16 protein-coding genes are annotated in these 17,845 nt (G+C 58.6%); 14 read left to right on the plus strand and 2 right to left on the minus strand.

Annotated elements, in window-relative coordinates:
• Positions 1–49 precede the first annotated feature (49 nt).
• From grpE to dapB, 4 genes are all read left to right on the plus strand, one after another.
• The gene (grpE, locus tag ACKPCU_RS05360; protein WP_104739292.1) at positions 50–625 is read left to right on the plus strand and encodes a nucleotide exchange factor GrpE; all 576 of its coding nucleotides are present in this window, start codon (positions 50–52) and stop codon (positions 623–625) included.
• Between the two features lie 88 nt (positions 626–713).
• Positions 714–2,633 (plus strand): molecular chaperone DnaK, encoded by a 1,920-nt coding sequence (dnaK, locus tag ACKPCU_RS05365; protein WP_321350481.1) that lies wholly within the window; start codon positions 714–716, stop codon positions 2,631–2,633.
• Positions 2,634–2,755: 122 nt separating this feature from the next.
• Positions 2,756–3,892, plus strand: coding sequence for a molecular chaperone DnaJ (gene dnaJ, locus ACKPCU_RS05370; RefSeq protein ID WP_104739294.1), 1,137 nt, complete (start codon positions 2,756–2,758; stop codon positions 3,890–3,892).
• Positions 3,893–3,906: 14 nt separating this feature from the next.
• Complete coding sequence (gene dapB, locus ACKPCU_RS05375) at positions 3,907–4,713, plus strand: 4-hydroxy-tetrahydrodipicolinate reductase (protein ID WP_321350484.1); 807 nt, start codon at positions 3,907–3,909, stop codon at positions 4,711–4,713.
• Between the two features lie 61 nt (positions 4,714–4,774).
• Here the strand turns inward: dapB and ACKPCU_RS05380 are convergent, their stop codons facing one another.
• The gene (locus tag ACKPCU_RS05380) at positions 4,775–5,551 is read right to left on the minus strand and encodes a hypothetical protein (RefSeq protein ID WP_104739296.1); all 777 of its coding nucleotides are present in this window, start codon (positions 5,549–5,551) and stop codon (positions 4,775–4,777) included.
• A gap of 364 nt (positions 5,552–5,915) precedes the next feature.
• On the opposite strand from ACKPCU_RS05380, the gene carA reads away from it, so the two are divergent.
• Genes carA through ACKPCU_RS05400 form a run of 4 tightly spaced genes read left to right on the plus strand, consistent with a single transcriptional unit; the run spans position 5,916 to position 11,202 of the window.
• Complete coding sequence (carA, locus tag ACKPCU_RS05385) at positions 5,916–7,052, plus strand: glutamine-hydrolyzing carbamoyl-phosphate synthase small subunit (RefSeq protein ID WP_321350487.1); 1,137 nt, start codon at positions 5,916–5,918, stop codon at positions 7,050–7,052.
• 32 nt (positions 7,053–7,084) lie between these two features.
• Positions 7,085–10,300 carry a carbamoyl-phosphate synthase large subunit gene (carB, locus tag ACKPCU_RS05390; protein WP_104739298.1) on the plus strand — a complete coding sequence of 1,072 codons (3,216 nt, stop codon included), beginning with the start codon at positions 7,085–7,087 and terminating at the stop codon, positions 10,298–10,300.
• Between the two features lie 3 nt (positions 10,301–10,303).
• Entirely contained in the window at positions 10,304–10,777 is a 474-nt protein-coding gene (greA, locus tag ACKPCU_RS05395; protein WP_321350490.1) for a transcription elongation factor GreA, read from the plus strand.
• Positions 10,774–11,202, plus strand: a complete 429-nt coding sequence (locus ACKPCU_RS05400; protein ID WP_321350492.1) for a DUF4149 domain-containing protein — start codon at positions 10,774–10,776, stop codon at positions 11,200–11,202. Before greA ends, ACKPCU_RS05400 begins: the two co-directional genes overlap by 4 nt.
• Positions 11,203–11,234: 32 nt before the next feature.
• On the opposite strand, the gene ACKPCU_RS05405 is transcribed toward ACKPCU_RS05400, so the two are convergent.
• Entirely contained in the window at positions 11,235–11,549 is a 315-nt protein-coding gene (locus ACKPCU_RS05405; protein WP_104739301.1) for a YhbY family RNA-binding protein, read from the minus strand.
• A gap of 77 nt (positions 11,550–11,626) precedes the next feature.
• On the opposite strand from ACKPCU_RS05405, the gene rlmE reads away from it, so the two are divergent.
• The 6 genes from rlmE (at position 11,627) to secG (ending at position 17,834) form a co-directional block, all read left to right on the plus strand.
• Complete coding sequence (gene rlmE, locus ACKPCU_RS05410) at positions 11,627–12,256, plus strand: 23S rRNA (uridine(2552)-2'-O)-methyltransferase RlmE (RefSeq protein ID WP_104739302.1); 630 nt, start codon at positions 11,627–11,629, stop codon at positions 12,254–12,256.
• 185 nt (positions 12,257–12,441) lie between these two features.
• Positions 12,442–14,379 (plus strand): ATP-dependent zinc metalloprotease FtsH, encoded by a 1,938-nt coding sequence (gene ftsH / locus ACKPCU_RS05415; protein WP_321350496.1) that lies wholly within the window; start codon positions 12,442–12,444, stop codon positions 14,377–14,379.
• Positions 14,380–14,386: 7 nt separating this feature from the next.
• Positions 14,387–15,244: a dihydropteroate synthase gene (folP, locus tag ACKPCU_RS05420; protein WP_104739304.1), complete on the plus strand. Its 858-nt coding sequence runs from the start codon at positions 14,387–14,389 to the stop codon at positions 15,242–15,244.
• Between the two features lie 25 nt (positions 15,245–15,269).
• Positions 15,270–16,613 carry a phosphoglucosamine mutase gene (gene glmM, locus ACKPCU_RS05425; protein ID WP_104739305.1) on the plus strand — a complete coding sequence of 448 codons (1,344 nt, stop codon included), beginning with the start codon at positions 15,270–15,272 and terminating at the stop codon, positions 16,611–16,613.
• A 67-nt stretch (positions 16,614–16,680) separates the two neighbouring features.
• Positions 16,681–17,439, plus strand: a complete 759-nt coding sequence (gene tpiA / locus ACKPCU_RS05430; RefSeq protein WP_104739306.1) for a triose-phosphate isomerase — start codon at positions 16,681–16,683, stop codon at positions 17,437–17,439.
• Positions 17,439–17,834: a preprotein translocase subunit SecG gene (gene secG / locus ACKPCU_RS05435; protein WP_321350499.1), complete on the plus strand. Its 396-nt coding sequence runs from the start codon at positions 17,439–17,441 to the stop codon at positions 17,832–17,834. The genes tpiA and secG overlap by 1 nt, the downstream gene beginning before the upstream one ends.
• Positions 17,835–17,845 lie beyond the last annotated feature (11 nt).

Here is a 17,845-nt window from a genome sequence, read left to right on the forward strand (position 1 = left end):
TACAGCGATTGCGCGCAAACACACGCCCAGCCTATGACAGGAGAAAGACATGGCAGAGGAACAGAGACCGGATCTGCAGGATCAGGACGACATGGTTGATCAGACCGTTGCGACTCCCGAGGGCGATCTTGCAGCGCGTGTAGCAAGTCTGGAGGAACAGCTGGCTACCGCTCAGGATCAGGCTCTGCGGGCTGCTGCCGACGTGCAGAACGCACGTCGTCGGGCCGAGCAGGATGTGGAGAAGGCGCACAAATTTGCGCTGGAGCGTTTTGCCAATGACCTGCTGCCGATCGTCGACAGTCTGGAGCGCGGTTTGGAGCTTTCCAGTGCGGATGATCCGGCGATCAAGCCGATGCGCGAAGGCATTGAGCTGACCCTGAAGATGTTTGCCGACACCCTGGCGCGATTCCAGGTAGTGCCGGTTCTGCCCGAGGGCGAACCCTTCAATCCTGAGCTGCATCAGGCCATGGCGATGGAAGAAAGCACCGCCGTTGAGCCCAATACCGTGCTCAAGGTGTTTCAGAAGGGCTACACCCTGAGTGGGCGTCTGCTGCGTCCGGCCATGGTAGTTGTCAGCAAGGCGCCTGCGGCTGGCGCGGCACCCTCGATTGACGAGCAGGCTTGAAATTGATTTTGCAGCCCCCATCAAGGGCTCATGCACAGATAAACAATGCCGCTGACTGAGCGCGGTAGCACGACTTGGAGAGAAACATATGGGCAAGATTATCGGTATCGACCTGGGGACCACCAACTCCTGTGTCTCTATTCTGGAAAACGGTTCTGCCAAGGTGATCGAGAACGCTGAGGGTGGTCGTACCACTCCGTCGATCGTCGCCTACACCAACGATGGTGAAACCCTGGTTGGCCAGTCGGCCAAGCGTCAGGCGGTTACCAATCCGCAGAACACCCTGTACGCGGTCAAGCGCCTGATCGGTCGTCGTTTCGAAGAAGACGTCGTTCAGAAGGACATCAAGCTGGTGCCGTACAAGATCGTCAAGGCTGACAACGGCGACGCCTGGGTTCAGGTGAATGACGAGAAGATGGCTCCGCCGCAGGTGTCTGCTGAAGTACTGAAGAAAATGAAGAAGACTGCCGAGGACTACCTTGGTGAGCCGGTTACCGAAGCGGTTATCACCGTTCCGGCCTACTTCAATGACAGTCAGCGTCAGGCCACCAAGGATGCTGGTCGTATCGCCGGTCTGGAAGTCAAACGGATCATCAACGAGCCCACTGCAGCCGCTCTGGCCTATGGCATGGACAAGGCGCGTGGCGATTCCACCATCGTTGTGTACGACCTGGGTGGTGGCACCTTCGACGTGTCCGTTATCGAAATTGCCGAAGTTGATGGTGAGCACCAGTTCGAAGTGCTGGCTACCAATGGTGACACCTTCCTGGGTGGTGAAGATTTCGACATGCGTCTGATCGACTACCTGGCAGACGAATTCAAGAAAGAAAACGGCGTTGATCTGCACAACGATCCGCTGGCCCTGCAGCGCCTGAAAGAGGCGGCCGAAAAGGCCAAGATCGAGCTGTCTTCCAGCCAGCAAACTGACGTTAATCTGCCGTACATCACTGCAGACGCGTCCGGTCCGAAGCACCTGAACGTCAAGGTGACTCGTGCCAAGCTGGAGTCGCTGGTTGAAGACCTGATCAAGCGCAGCATCGAGCCTTGCCGCATCGCCATGCAGGATGCGGGGCTGGATGTGTCTGACATCAACGACGTGATTCTGGTCGGTGGTCAGACCCGCATGCCGCTGGTTCAGAAAACCGTTGCCGAGTTCTTTAATAAAGAGCCGCGCAAGGACGTTAACCCGGACGAAGCGGTTGCCATCGGTGCTTCCATCCAGGGTGCGGTTCTGGCTGGTGACGTGAAAGACGTGCTGCTGCTGGACGTTACCCCGCTGTCGCTGGGTATCGAAACCATGGGCGGCGTGATGACCACGTTGATCGAGAAGAACACCACCATCCCGACCAAAAAGTCGCAGGTGTTCTCGACTGCTGACGACAACCAGACGGCCGTGACCATTCACGTGCTGCAGGGTGAGCGTAAGCAGGCGACTCAGAACAAGTCACTGGGTCGCTTCGATCTGGCTGACATTCCGCCGGCGCAGCGTGGTGTGCCGCAGATTGAGGTCAGCTTCGACATCGATGCTAACGGTATTCTCAACGTGTCTGCCAAAGACAAGGCGACTGGCAAAGAGCAGTCCATCGTGATCAAGGCGTCCTCCGGCCTGTCGGACGATGAAATTGAGAAGATGGTGCGCGACGCCGAGGCCAATGCTGAGGAAGATCGCAAGTTTGAAGAGCTGGTGACAGTGCGCAATCAGGCCGATCAACTGGTCCACGCTACTCGCAAGACGCTGACCGAGGCGGGTGATAAGGCGACTGACGAAGAGAAGGCGGCCATTGAAACTGCGCTGACTGATCTGGAAGCGGCGATCAAGACCGGTGAGAAGGAAGAGATCGAGGCCAAGATCAACGCGTTGTCTGAAGCATCCGGTCCGCTGGTTCAGAAGATGTACGCGGAGCAGGCTCAGGCGGGTCAGGCCGAAGGGGCGGCAGGTGCCGAGTCCGGCAATGATGCCGATGACGTGGTCGATGCCGAGTTCGAAGAGGTCAAGGACAACAAGTAAGTCCTTGATGAACCGGTTCGGGCTGTACGTTCGCGTGCAGTCAGACCACTCTGCCAGGCAACGCGGGAGCTTCTCCCGCGTTGCCGTTTGTGCCGAGTGTCTCTCTGAGGGAAATCGAACACATGTCCAAGCGTGATTATTACGAAGTGCTGGGTGTCGAAAAGGGCGCCAGCGAGGCCGAGCTGAAAAAGGCCTATCGCCGCCTGGCGATGAAATACCATCCGGATCGCAACCCGGATGACGAGAATGCGGAAGAGAAGTTCAAGGAGGCGACCGAGGCCTATGAAGTTCTGACCGACGCCAACAAGCGCGCAGCGTACGACCAGTATGGTCATGCCGGCGTGGATCCGAATATGGGCGGTGGTGCGGGCGGCTTTGGCGGCGGTGCCAACTTCTCCGATATTTTTGGTGACGTGTTCGGCGACATCTTTGGTGGTGGCGGCGGTCGTGGTCGTTCCAGTGTTCAGCGCGGCAGTGACCTGCGTTACACCCTGGAGCTGGACCTGGAAGAGGCTGTGCGTGGTACTACGGTAACCATTCGTGTGCCGACGCTGGTTGCCTGTGAAACCTGTGATGGTAGCGGCGCCAAGAAGGGCACCACACCGACAACCTGTACCACCTGTGGTGGTCATGGTCAGGTGCGTATGCAGCAGGGCTTCTTCTCGGTGCAGCAGACCTGCCCGCGCTGTCATGGTACCGGCAAGATGATCACCGATCCGTGCAAGGATTGTCACGGCAACGGTCGCGTCGAGAAGCAAAAGAATCTGTCGGTCAAGGTCCCGGCTGGTGTTGATACCGGTGACCGTATCCGTCTGGCTGGTGAGGGTGAGGCTGGCGTCAATGGTGGGCCGGCAGGCGACCTGTATGTGGTTGTCTCGGTGCGTGAGCACAAGATATTCCAGCGTGATGGCAAAAATCTCTATTGTGAAGTGCCGATTAGCTTCGTCGACGCGGCGCTGGGTGGCGAGCTGGAAGTGCCGACCCTGGATGGCCGGGTCAAGTTGAAGATCCCGGAAGGGGCGCAAACCGGTAAGTTGTTCCGCCTGCGTGGCAAGGGCGTTACGCCAGTGCGTGGCGGTTCGGCCGGCGACCTGCTGTGCCGTGTGGTGGTAGAAACCCCGGTGAATCTGACCAAGCGTCAGCGCGAGCTGCTAGAGGAGCTGCGTCAGACTCTTGAGGAAGAGGGTTCCAGTCAGTCGCCGCGGGCCAAGAGCTGGTTCGACGGTGTGAAGAACTTCTTCGAAGACATGAAATTCTGAGCCGAGGGCGCAACATGAGACGGATTGCGGTAATTGGCGCTGCCGGGCGCATGGGCAAGACGCTGATCGAAGCCATTGGTCAGGTTGAGGGCGCTGCGCTGACGGCGGCGATTGAGCGCCCTGACAGCTCGCTGGTGGGCGCTGATGCGGGTGAGCTGGCCGGTGTTGGCCGCCTGGGCGTTGTGATCAGTGGTGATCTCAAGCAAGTGGTTGATGAGTTCGATGTATTGATTGATTTCACTCATCCGACGACGACGCTGGTCAATCTTCAGATCTGCCGTGCTGCAGGTAAGTCGATGGTGATCGGTACCACCGGCTTTTCTGAAGAGGAAAAGGCGGTGTTGGCAGAGGCGGCAAAGGATATTTCAATTGTCTTTGCGCCCAACTTCAGTGTTGGTGTCAATCTTTGCCTCAAGTTGTTGGACATGGCTGCGCGGGTGATGGGGGATGATGCTGATATCGAGGTCATCGAGGCGCATCACCGTCACAAGGTCGACGCTCCGTCCGGAACGGCGCTGCGCATGGGGGAGGTCGTGGCTGATGCGCTGGGTCGCAATCTCGCCGATGTCGCGGTCTACGGGCGTGAAGGGCAGACCGGTGCGCGTGATCCCAAGACCATCGGGTTTGCGACGGTTCGCGCCGGTGACGTGGTTGGTGATCACACTGTGCTGTTTGCGACCGAGGGTGAGCGCGTTGAGATTACCCATAAGGCGTCCAGTCGGATGACGTTTGCCAAGGGAGCGGTCCGCTCAGCTATGTGGCTGGCTGGCCGTTCTGCGGGGTTGTTTGATATGCAGGACGTGCTTGGCCTCAAGGGCTGAATGCGAGTTCGGCACAAAAAAAGGGTGGCCGGTTGGCCACCCTTTTTTTGTGCCGGAAAACTCAGTTGGTACTGGCGCTGGCCTCGGCGAGGCTTGCTTGCTCGCGGGAGAGGTCGTCCAGGGTCTGGGTGTTTTTGGTCAGGTAGAACGCGGCGATGGTGGGTACCCAGTCAGAATGGTAGTTGATCAGGCGCGGCTGGATGAAACTGTATTGCTTGTCCAGTCGATCAAAGGTGTCCTTGTGATCCGGCATGAGCTGTTTGAGCTGATTTGAGCCCTCGCTGATGCGGGTGTCGAGTTCGCCGAACAGACCCTCTCTACTCGGCAGGAAGTACACGCCAACGGAGCTGAACATGTTGTTTTCGTACAGCAGCAGAATGCGGCTGATATCGATGCTCTGACGTTGCAGGGCGACCAGGTTGGCCGGGCTGCCCGGGACTTCGGCTTCGTACAGTTCGGCGGCGGCGTTCTCGAGCTTGCCGTGCGCCATCATGATGCGGTTCACCGTAGCCAGGCTGTAGTACTCCTCGCCATCGGGCAGGTCCTCAAGTTCGCGAATCAGCTTAACGAAGTCGCTGTACAGTTGGCGCAGGTTGCCCGGGTTGTTCATCTGGCGCAGCAGTGAATCCATCTGCTGTAGCGCGCCATTGTAAATTTCGCGGTTGCCGGGTTCGCGAACGCGTTCGTAGAGGTTGTTGTCGATCAGCAGGTAGGTTCCGGCCTTGAAGGCTTCGCTGCGGAATTCGTGCAGTTGTTGTAGCTGCTGCGGATCGGCATGGGATAGTGAGGCGATGAGCAGCAGTGGCAGCACCAGCAGGCGTTTCAAGAGCGTTGGCATGGTGAGAGTCCCCGAGTCCTTTTTTGTCTTGTTCTTGTGTATGCCGGGGGCTGAGAGGCGCCCGGTTTGACGGTCTGCGCCGTCTGCTGCGGGCTCCTGCCCGTCGGTCTTCAGCGGCTGTTGTAACACAGAGTTGTTTAAGAATGAAGAGATTGCGGGGCTGCGGTGGTGATCCTTGTTGGTGCGTGAGGGGCGGTTGCGGTGTGGATATTTTGACCTCAAGTGGTTAAACTATTGCGCTAATCTGTCTATTCAGCGCGTATCTGACAATGCCTTTGCAAGCGGGATGTTGTGTTCAGCACTACATTCCCGCTTTTGTGCAGCCCGCGTTTGGTGAAATGTGTCAGTTCTTTCGGAGGTTTTCTTGTCCAAGCCAGCCATTCTCGCACTCGCCGACGGCAGCATTTTTCGTGGTGAGTCCATCGGCGCCGACGGTTCCAGTGTTGGCGAGGTCGTGTTCAATACGGCCATGACCGGTTATCAGGAGATCCTTACCGATCCCTCCTATGCGCGTCAAATCGTGACGCTGACCTATCCGCACATCGGCAATACCGGTGTTACCCCTGAGGATGTTGAGTCCGACGCCGTCCAGGCGGCCGGTCTGGTTATTCGTGACCTGCCATTGCTGGCCAGCAACTGGCGCTGCAAGCAGTCGCTGGATGAGTATTTGCGGGATAACAATATTGTCGCCATCGCCGGCATTGATACTCGCCGCCTGACGCGTATCCTGCGCGAGAAGGGCTCACAGAATGGTTGTCTGCTGGCTGGCGATGATATCTCCGAGGAAAAGGCGCTTGAGCTGGCGCGCAGCTTTCCGGGCCTTAAGGGCATGGACCTGGCCAAGGAAGTGTCGGTCAAGGAACGTTATCAGTGGCGCTCCAGCGTCTGGAATCTCGAGACCGACAGCCATCCCGAGCTGAGCGACGCCGATCTGCCTTATCACGTTGTTGCCTTCGACTACGGTGTGAAGTTCAACATTCTGCGCATGCTGGTCGCTCGCGGTTGCCGCCTGACGGTGGTGCCTGCACAGACGCTCGCCTCCGAGGTGCTGGCGCTGAACCCGGATGGTGTCTTTTTGTCCAACGGGCCGGGTGACCCGGAGCCGTGCGACTACGCCATCGCCGCGATCAAGGAAATTCTGGAGACCGACATTCCGGTGTTCGGTATCTGTCTCGGTCACCAGCTGCTGGCTCTGGCCTCCGGCGCCAAGACGGTGAAAATGGGGCACGGCCATCATGGTGCTAACCACCCGGTCCAGGATCTGGATACCGGGGTGGTGATGATCACCAGCCAGAACCACGGCTTCGCGGTTGACGAGAACAGCCTGCCAGCCAATCTGCGACCGACCCACAAGTCGCTGTTCGACGGCACCCTGCAAGGGATCGAGCGCACCGACAAAGCGGCATTCAGCTTCCAGGGGCACCCTGAGGCGAGCCCGGGGCCGCACGATGTGGCACCGCTGTTCGACCGTTTCATCGACGCCATGAAAAAACGCGCCTGAACCCCGGTACACCCTAGGATTTGTAAACGACTATGCCAAAACGTACAGACATTAAAAGCATTCTGATCCTCGGCGCCGGCCCTATCGTTATCGGTCAGGCCTGTGAGTTTGACTACTCCGGCGCCCAGGCTTGCAAGGCTCTGAAGGAAGAAGGTTTCCGCGTCATTCTGGTCAACTCCAACCCGGCGACCATCATGACCGACCCCGCCATGGCCGACGCGACCTATATCGAGCCGATCAAGTGGCCGACGGTTGCCAAGATCATCGAGAAGGAGCGTCCGGACGCGCTGCTGCCGACCATGGGCGGCCAGACCGCGCTCAACTGTGCGCTGGATCTGGAAAAGCACGGCGTACTGGAGCAGTACGGTGTGGAAATGATCGGCGCCAATGCCGATACCATCGATAAGGCAGAAGACCGCTCGCGCTTTGACAAGGCTATGAAGGCTATCGGTCTTGAGTGCCCGCGTTCTGGTATCGCGCACAGCATGGCTGAAGCCTATGGTGTGCTGGAGCAGGTTGGCTTTCCGTGCATCATCCGTCCGTCCTTCACCATGGGCGGCACCGGTGGCGGTATTGCCTATAACCGCGAAGAGTTCGAAGAAATTTGCAACCGTGGTCTGGATCTGTCGCCGACCAATGAGTTGCTGATCGACGAGTCGCTGATCGGCTGGAAAGAGTACGAGATGGAAGTGGTCCGCGACAAAAAGGACAACTGCATCATCGTTTGCTCGATTGAAAACTTCGACCCGATGGGTGTGCACACCGGTGATTCCATCACAGTCGCTCCGGCGCAGACGCTGACCGACAAGGAATACCAGATCATGCGTAACGCCTCGCTGGCGGTGCTGCGTGAAATCGGTGTTGAAACCGGCGGCTCTAACGTGCAGTTCGGTATCTGCCCGGATACTGGCCGCATGGTCGTCATTGAAATGAACCCGCGGGTGTCTCGCTCGTCCGCCCTGGCTTCCAAGGCAACCGGCTTCCCGATCGCCAAGATCGCCGCCAAGCTGGCTGTCGGCTATACCTTGGATGAACTGCAGAACGACATTACCGGTGGTCGTACGCCGGCGTCCTTCGAGCCGTCCATCGACTACGTGGTGACCAAGATCCCGCGTTTCGCCTTCGAAAAATTCCCCAACGCTGACGCGCGTCTGACGACTCAGATGAAGTCTGTCGGTGAGGTCATGGCAATCGGTCGTACCTTCCAGGAATCCGTACAGAAAGCGCTGCGCGGCCTCGAAGTGGGTGTCTGCGGCTTTGACCCCAAGGTCGATCCGGCTGCGGATGACGTGATGACCGAGCTGACCCGTGAGCTGACCGTGCCCGGTGCTGACCGCATCTGGTACGTGGCTGACGCCTTCCGCGCCGGCATGACGCTGCAGCAGGTGTTTGATCTGACCAAGATTGATACCTGGTTCCTGGTGCAGATCGAAGATCTGATCAAAGACGAAGAGAAAGTCAAAACGCTGGGACTGGCGGATATCGACTACAACCTGATGTTCCGCCTCAAGCGCAAGGGTTTTTCCGACTTGCGCCTGGCGCAGCTGCTGGCTGTCAGTGAGAAGAACCTGCGTCGCCATCGCCACAAGCTGAATGTGCTGCCGGTCTACAAACGCGTTGACACCTGTGCGGCCGAGTTCGCTACCGACACTGCGTACATGTACTCGACCTACGAGGAAGAGTGCGAGTCCAATCCGTCCGACCGTGACAAGATCATGGTGCTCGGTGGTGGCCCGAACCGCATTGGTCAGGGTATCGAATTCGACTACTGCTGCGTTCACGCCGCGCTGGCGATGCGTGAAGATGGTTACGAAACCATCATGGTCAACTGCAACCCGGAAACCGTCTCAACCGACTACGACACCTCTGATCGTCTGTACTTCGAGCCGGTGACCCTGGAAGACGTGCTTGAGATCGTCCGCGTCGAGCAGCCCAAGGGTGTGATCGTCCAGTACGGCGGTCAGACCCCGCTGAAACTGGCTCGCGCGCTGGAAGAAGCGGGTGTGCCGATCATTGGTACCAGTCCTGAGGCCATCGACCGCGCCGAAGACCGTGAGCGCTTCCAGCAGATGGTCGAGCGCCTGGCCCTGCGTCAGCCGCCGAACGCCACTGCGCGCAGCGAAGACGAAGCGCTGGCGCTGTCGAAGCGTATTGGTTACCCGCTGGTGGTGCGCCCGTCTTATGTTCTGGGCGGCCGGGCGATGGAAATCGTCTACCAGGAAGAAGAGCTCAAGCGCTACATGCGTGAAGCGGTCAAGGTGTCCAACGACAGCCCGGTACTGCTGGATCACTTCCTCAATTGCGCGATCGAAGTCGACATTGATGCGGTATCCGACGGCAAGGATGTGGTGATCGGTGCGATCATGCAGCACATCGAGCAGGCTGGCGTGCACTCCGGTGACTCCGCCTGCTCGCTGCCGCCGTACTCGCTGCCGGCGAATATTCAGGACGACATTCGCGAGCAGGTGCGCAAGATGGCACTGGAGCTGGGCGTAGTCGGCCTGATGAACGTCCAGATGGCGGTGCAGGGCGAGACCATCTACGTCATTGAGGTCAACCCGCGCGCCTCCCGTACTGTGCCGTTCGTGTCCAAGTGCATCGGTCAGTCGCTGGCCAAGATTGCTGCCCGTGTCATGGCAGGCAAGACGCTGCAGGAACTGGGTTTCACCGAAGAGGTGGTGCCGCCGTACTTCAGTGTCAAGGAAGCGGTGTTCCCGTTCGCCAAGTTCCCTGGTGTTGACCCGATTCTTGGCCCGGAAATGAAGTCTACCGGCGAAGTCATGGGGGTTGGTGACAGCTTCGGTGAAGCCTTCGCCAAGTCCCAGCTGGGTTCCGGTGAAGTGCTGCCGACCAGTGGCACGGTATTCATCAGTGTGCGTGAAGACGACAAGCCGTTCGCGGTTGATGTGGTTCGTGATCTGATTGAGCTGGGCTTTGAGGTGGTTGCGACCGCCGGTACCGCCAAGGTGCTTGAAGCCGCCAATCTGCCGGTTCGTCGTGTGAACAAGGTGACTGAAGGTCGCCCGCACATTGTGGATATGATCAAGAACGACGAGATCGATCTGGTCATCAATACCACTGAAGGCCGGCAGTCCATCGCGGACTCCTACTCCATCCGTCGCAATGCATTGCAGCACAAGGTCTACTCGACCACTACGCTAGCGGGCGGTGAGGCTGTCTGTACCGCTCTGAAATTCGGCCCGGAGCGCGCAGTGCGTCGCCTCCAGGATCTGCACAAAGGTATCTGAGTCATGAAGTATCCAATGACCAAACAGGGCGCCGAAGCCCTTGAAGCCGAGCTCAAGCACCTTAAGAGTGAGCTGCGTCCGCAGATCACTCAGGCTATTGCCGAGGCGCGTGAGCTGGGCGATTTGAAGGAAAACGCCGAGTACCATGCTGCCCGTGAGCAGCAGGGTATGGTTGAGGCCCGTATCCGTGACATCGAAGGTCGCTTGTCGAATGCGCAGGTGATCGACGTGACCACCATCCCGCATACCGGCAAGGTCATCTTCGGAACCACGGTAACCATCGCCAACGTCGATACCGATGAAGAGGTGGTGTATCAGATCGTTGGTGACGACGAAGCGGACATCAAGCAGCGCAAGCTGTCGGTCAATTCGCCTATCGCCCGCGCTCTGATCGGCAAGGAAGAAGGCGAGATCGTTGCGGTGAAGACGCCGGGTGGCGTGGTTGAGTACGAAATTGTCGAGGTCCAGCACCTGTGACCCGGGCAGCTGTCGGTAGCGATCGTCGTGATGGTGGTCGCGTGGCCTGGCAGCTGTTGCTGACCCTCTGGGTTGGTTCGGTCTGGAGTCTGCACTTTGTTTTTCTACCGGCGCTGGAGCAGTCCGGGCTGGCGCCGCTGCTGGTGGATGACGCCGCAGCTATGTTGCGGCCGGCGGTGCTGGGCCTCAGTGCGGCGGCTATCTTGGCGCAGCTGGTTATGCTGGCACTGCGCATGCGTAGCGCGATCTGGCAGGATTTGCGGGCTCAGGTGATGGTGTTGGCGATCGTAGCGGTGGGCGCGTTTTTTCTGTTTCGCGAAGTCGGTCAGCCGCTGATGGCGATGATCAGTTACCTGGTAGTGGCGTTTGCCGGACTGGTACTGGCAGTGCAGCCGCGACCGGATGAGTCAACGGGCGAGAAGTAAGGCAAACGGGGCCGAGTGGCCCCGTTGCTTTTTTAGAGCCCCTGAAAGCGCTTCAGGTTGGACAGGTTGGCGTTGGGCTTCTTGGCCCTGCGCAGCAGGATCGCCATCTTGCCAATCACTTGGACCAGTTCTGCGCCCGTTTGGCCGCAGGCCTCGGCGATCAGTGCCTGTTTGGCATCGCGGTCGCTGACGGTAACTCTGATCTTGATCAGTTCGTGGTCGTTCAGAGCGCGGTCCAGTTCGGCCAGAACGCCTTCGCTGACGCCCTGTTCGCTGATGATAACGATCGGCTTGAGATGATGGCCGATGCGTTTGAGGTCTTTTTTCTGTGCGGAGCTGAGCGCCATAATGTTCCGTATGAAGATTCAATGAGTGTTGATGCACTAGTTTAACCGGCGGCGTGGCCCGCTGCACGAGGTATTCCGTGGCACAGTCCAAGACAAGCAAGCGTTGGCTCAAAGAGCACTTTGACGATCCGTTCGTAAAACAGGCCCAGAAGGATGGCTATCGCTCGCGCGCCAGTTACAAGCTGCTGGAGATTCAGGAGCGTGACCGTATTCTCAGGCCGGGGATAACGGTACTTGACCTCGGCGCTGCACCGGGAGGATGGTCGCAGGTCGCCTCCCGCCTGATTGGCGAGAAGGGGCGGATCATTGCCTCGGATATCCTGGCCATGGACAGTATTCCTGATGTGACCTTTATTCAGGGGGACTTCACCGAGGATGCGGTGTTCGAGTCTATTCTGGCTGCAATCGGCGATTCCCAGGTGGACCTTGTTATTTCCGATATGGCCCCCAATATGAGTGGTACGCCCGCGGTTGATCAGCCTCGGGCCATGTATTTGTGCGAGCTGGCGCTCGACATGGCTGGGCGTGTGTTGCGTCCCGGTGGGGACTTTTTGATCAAGGTGTTCCACGGTGAAGGCTTTGACGAATACTTTCGCGAGATGCGTGGACAGTTTGACAAGCTGGTAACGCGCAAGCCCGATGCGTCGCGTGGGCGCTCGCGTGAGACCTATCTGCTGGCCCGTGGTTACAAGGGCGGCGAGGGGTGATGCGATTTCCGCGAGCCGGAACCGGAGCCCGCTGCGGCGGTCAGTGAGGCTGGTGTTACATAGCGGGTTACACTGAAGCCAATGCCGAGGTGGCCTAAACTGGTGTAATGTTGGCAGGTGGTTAAAAGACTCAGCAAGGCGCCCGCGGTCGTGCAGCGGGGCAAGAGGGTAGCGAATTGAACGACATGGCGAAGAACCTCATCCTGTGGTTGATCATTGCAGCAGTGCTGGTCACCGTGATGAACAACTTCAGCGGTACCAAGGAACCGGATACGCTGAATTACTCCAAGTTCTTGGAGCTGGTAGAGAACCGCCAGGTCGAGCGCGTGACGGTGGACGGCTATATCATTACCGGTCGCGAGCGCAGCGGTGAAACCTTCAAGACGGTTCGTCCGGCTATTCAGGATAATGGCCTGATCGGTGACCTGCTGGACAACGATGTCATCATCGAAGGCAAGCAGCCGGAGCAGCAGAGCATCTGGACCCAGCTGTTGATTGCCAGCTTCCCGATCCTGATCATCATCGCCATTTTTATGTTCTTCATGCGTCAGATGCAGGGCGGCGGCGGTGGCCGCGGCGGCCCTATGAGCTTCGGCAAGAGCAAGGCGCGCATGCTGTCGGAAGATCAGGTTAAAACCACCTTTGCTGACGTTGCCGGTTGCGACGAGGCCAAGGAAGATGTGCGTGAGCTGGTCGAGTTTCTGCGTGACCCGGGCAAGTTCCAGCGTTTGGGTGGTCATATTCCCCGTGGCGTCCTGATGGTCGGTCAGCCCGGTACCGGTAAAACCCTGCTGGCCAAAGCTGTGGCCGGTGAGGCCAAGGTGCCTTTCTTTACTATCTCCGGCTCCGACTTTGTCGAGATGTTTGTCGGTGTAGGTGCGTCCCGTGTGCGTGACATGTTCGAACAGGCCAAGAAGCACGCGCCGTGCATTATCTTTATCGACGAGATTGATGCCGTCGGTCGCCACCGGGGTTCCGGAATGGGTGGTGGTCATGACGAGCGCGAGCAGACGCTGAACCAGCTGCTGGTCGAAATGGACGGCTTTGAACCCAACGACGGCATCATCGTAATTGCTGCGACCAACCGTCCTGATGTGCTTGACCCTGCGTTGCTGCGTCCTGGCCGCTTCGACCGTCAGGTGGTAGTGGGGCTGCCGGATATCCGTGGTCGCGAGCAGATTCTCAAGGTGCACATGCGCAAGGTGCCGCTGGGTGAGGATGTGAATCCGTCCCTGATCGCGCGCGGTACGCCGGGCTTCTCCGGTGCTGATCTGGCCAACCTGGTCAACGAAGCGTCGTTGTTTGCAGCTCGCGCCGACAAGCGTCTGGTCGAGATGAACGAGTTCGAGATGGCCAAGGACAAGATCATGATGGGCGCCGAGCGCAAGTCGATGGTCATGTCGGACAAGGAAAAACTCAACACGGCCTATCACGAGTCCGGCCACGCGATTGTCGGTCGCCTGGTGCCTGAGCATGACCCCGTCTACAAGGTCACCATCATCCCGCGTGGTCGCGCCCTCGGGGTGACCATGTTCCTGCCGGAAGAGGATCGTTACAGCTTGTCCAAGCGGGCGCTGATCAGTCAGATCTGCTCGCTGTTTGGCGGTCGTATTGCGGAAGAAATGACCCTCGGGTTTGATGGGGTCACCACAGGGGCGTCAAACGACATCATGCGTGCCACCCAGTTGGCCAAGAACATGGTCACCAAGTGGGGTTTGTCTGAAAAGCTGGGTCCTCTGTTGTACGCTGAGGACGAGGATCAAGGCTTCCTGGGACGTTCCAATGGTGGTGGGCTGGCTGGTGTGTCTGGCGAAACCGCCAAGCAGATCGATGAAGAGGTGCGTCGCATTATCGATGAGAGCTATGCGACTGCGCGTCGTTTGCTGGAGGAGAATCGCGACAAGCTGGACATGATGGCCGAGGCGCTGATGAAGTACGAGACCATCGACACCCAGCAGATTGACGACATCATGTCCGGTCGTGTGCCCCGCGAGCCTAAAGACTGGCAAGGTGACGACAAGTCCGGGCCGGGAGCGGTGATCACGCCAGACGACACGACGTCCAGTCAGGTTGATAGTTCCAAGGGTTCTGGCCCCATCGGCGGACCTGCCGGGGAGCACTGAGGCTCGAATGTTCTCTGACAGCATAAGCTCCCGTTTGCCTTGCGGCATTCGGGAGCTTGATCTTTCTCATACCCGAATTATGGGTATCCTCAATGTTACGCCTGACTCCTTTTCTGATGGTGGTCGCTTCAATCGCCTTGATGCTGCCTTGCAGCATGTAGAGCATATGATTGCGGCTGGCGCTGCCTTGATTGATGTTGGTGGTGAGTCGACGCGCCCGGGTGCTGAGCCGGTTTCCGTTGCGGAAGAGTTGCAGCGCGTGGTGCCGGTGGTCGAGGCCATTGCTGCGCGCTTTGATGTTGTCATTTCGGTTGATACCAGCACACCTGAGGTGATGACTGCGTCTGCGGCGGCTGGCGCCGGGATGATCAATGACGTGCGGGCACTTGAGCGCCCAGGTGCGCTTGAGGCAGCGCGGGCGACCGGTCTGCCGGTGTGCCTGATGCATCGCCAGGGCGAGCCAGACATGATGCAGTTGGCTCCACGCTATGCCAGTGTGCTGGATGAGGTGAATGCCTATCTGCAGTCAAGGGTTGAAGCGTGCGAAGAGGCTGGAATTGCTCGGGAACGGCTGATTCTTGATCCCGGGTTTGGCTTCGGCAAAACGCTGGAACATAACCTCCAGTTGTTCGCGCACTTGCGTGATTTGCGGCCGTCGGGGTTGCCCGTGCTGGTTGGCGTATCGCGCAAAAGCATGATTGGGCAGGCGCTGGATCGTCCGGTGGATCAGCGTTTGTATGGCAGCCTCGCATTGGCTGCCCTGGCGACAGAAGCGGGTGCCGCTATATTGCGCGTGCATGATGTTGCCGAGACCGCGGATGTGGTTCGCATGGTGGAAGTGGTCAACCGCGCCCGCCGATCCTAAAAATCTCAAGCAGTAGAGTCTGTTCATGGAAAAACGCTACTTTGGCACTGATGGTATCCGCGGTCGGGTTGGCAGCTCGCCGATTACGCCGGAGTTCATGCTCAAGCTTGGATGGGCGGTTGGTACAGCGTTTCGTCACCATGGTGGGTGCCGGGTCATTATCGGTAAGGACACGCGCATTTCGGGTTACATGTTCGAGTCAGCACTGGAAGCGGGGCTTTCGGCCGCAGGTGCTCATGTGCAATTGCTCGGACCGATGCCGACGCCGGCAATCGCCTATCTGACGCGTACCTTCATGGCTGATGTAGGCATCGTTATCAGTGCCTCGCACAATCCTTTCTATGACAATGGCATCAAGTTCTTCTCGGCGGTTGGCAGCAAGCTGCCCGATAGCCTGGAGTTAGAGATCGAGCGTCTGGTGGACGAGCCGATGACGGTTGTCGACTCGGCGCAGCTCGGCAAGGTCTCGCGGGTCGAGGATGCCTCCGGGCGATACATCGAGTTCTGCAAAAGCAGTGTGCCTACCAGTACCAGCTTTAAGGGCTTCAAACTGGTTCTGGACTGTGCTCACGGCGCGACCTACAAGGTGGCACCGAGCGTCTTTCGCGAGCTGGGCGCTGAGGTCAAGGTGATCGGTGCTAGCCCGGATGGTCTGAATATCAATGAAGGTGTCGGCTCGACGCATATGGCGGCCCTGAGTCAGGCTGTGGTTGAGCACGAGGCTGATCTGGGCATCGCCTTTGATGGCGATGGCGATCGAGTACTGATGGTGGATCATGCTGGCAACGAGGTGGATGGTGATGAGCTGCTGTACATCATTGCCCTGGATCTCCATGAGCGTGGCTTGCTGAGGGGAGGCGTGGCGGGAACGCTGATGACCAATCTCGGGCTTGAGCTGGCGCTGCGCGAGCGAGATATTCCGTTCGTTCGGGCGAATGTCGGTGACCGTTATGTTATGGCTCAGCTGCGCGAGCGTGACTGGATTGTTGGTGGTGAGTCGTCCGGGCACATTGTCTGTCTGCACCATACCTCCACTGGTGACGGCATCATAGCCGCACTGCAGGTGCTCAAGGCGTTGCAGAGCTCCGGCAGGACGCTGGCACAGGCGTGTGCCAGCATGCACAAGTGCCCCCAGAAACTGATCAATGTGCGCTATGCACCTGGCGCCACGTCGCCGCTGGAGCAGTCTGCTGTCAAGGCGGCGGTAGTTGAGGCAGAGCAGCGCCTCGGTGAGGCCGGGCGTGTGCTGCTGCGTTTGTCTGGCACCGAGCCGCTGGTGCGGGTGATGGTTGAGGGGCAGGATGCCGCGCAGGTTGAGCGCGAAGCGGCTGCTCTGGCAGATGTTGTTGCGCAGATATTAAACGGATGAAAAAGGCGGTTGTGTCGCTGATGCAACTTGGTTAAGATTGGCGCCCGCTTGGGTAGAGAGGTATGGCATGCGACGTCCGCTAGTTGCCGGCAACTGGAAAATGCACGGTTCACGGCAGTCTGTAGATGCCTTGCTGAAAGCTCTGGTAGAGCAGGAATGGCCTGAAGGGGTTGAGCTGATGATTGCTCCCCCGGCGCTGTATGTTGATCGCTGTGTCGATCAGTTGCAGGGTTGCCCGGTAAAGGTGGGCGGCCAGAACTGCGCAACTCAGGCTGAGCCTGGAGCGTTGACCGGTGAGATATCTCCCGCTCAGCTGCGTGATGCAGGTTGTGCCTATGTGTTGGTTGGGCACTCCGAGCGTCGGACGCTGTTTGGTGAGACGGATGAAATCGTTCGTCGTAAGTTTGCGGCGGCCTTGGCGTGTGGTCTTCGGCCGGTTCTGTGTGTTGGCGAAAGCCAGGCAGAGCGTGATGAAGGTCGAACTGCTGATGTGGTTGGTCGGCAGTTGCAAGTGATTCTGGATGCCTTTGGCGTGGGTGGTTTGGCTGAAGGTGTAGTGGCGTATGAGCCTGTATGGGCTATCGGCACGGGCTTGACGGCAACGCCTGAGCAGGCTCAGGATGTGCACGCAATGATTCGGGCGCGACTGGCCATGCTTGATGATGAGCAGGCTCAGGAGGTTCGCATCGTGTACGGCGGCAGTGTTAAGGCAGAGAATGCCGAAGCGTTGTTCGCAATGCCGGATATCGATGGGGGGCTCATTGGTGGAGCCTCTCTGAACGCAGAAGAGTTTGGTGCGATAGCTCGCGCCGCTGGACGAGTGTAATGATTGAGACCGTGATTGTAGTGCTGCACCTGCTGGTTGCCATTGGCGTGGTTGGCCTGGTACTCATGCAGCAGGGTAAGGGTGCAGAAGCTGGCGCCTCCTTTGGCTCCGGTGCCTCTGCTACCGTATTCGGCAGTCAGGGTTCCGGTACGTTTTTGAGTCGCGTAACCGCGGTTCTTGCAACGGTGTTTTTTCTGACCTCGCTGGGCCTGGCGTATTACGCCAGCCATAAAGCTGATGCTGCTGTCGAGGCTGGTTTGCCGGCTCCGGCGTTGCAGGTCGAACAGCAGGCTCCGGCCCTGATCGATGAAGATGTTCCGGTTCTGGAGCAGGATGTTGCTCCGCTGGATGTGCCGGATACGGTCGGCGAAGAGGTTCCGCCGGCAGCCGAATAAGCGTCGGTGCT

The organism is Halopseudomonas oceani, from assembly GCF_963677335.1.
GTDB lineage: Bacteria > Pseudomonadota > Gammaproteobacteria > Pseudomonadales > Pseudomonadaceae > Halopseudomonas > Halopseudomonas oceani.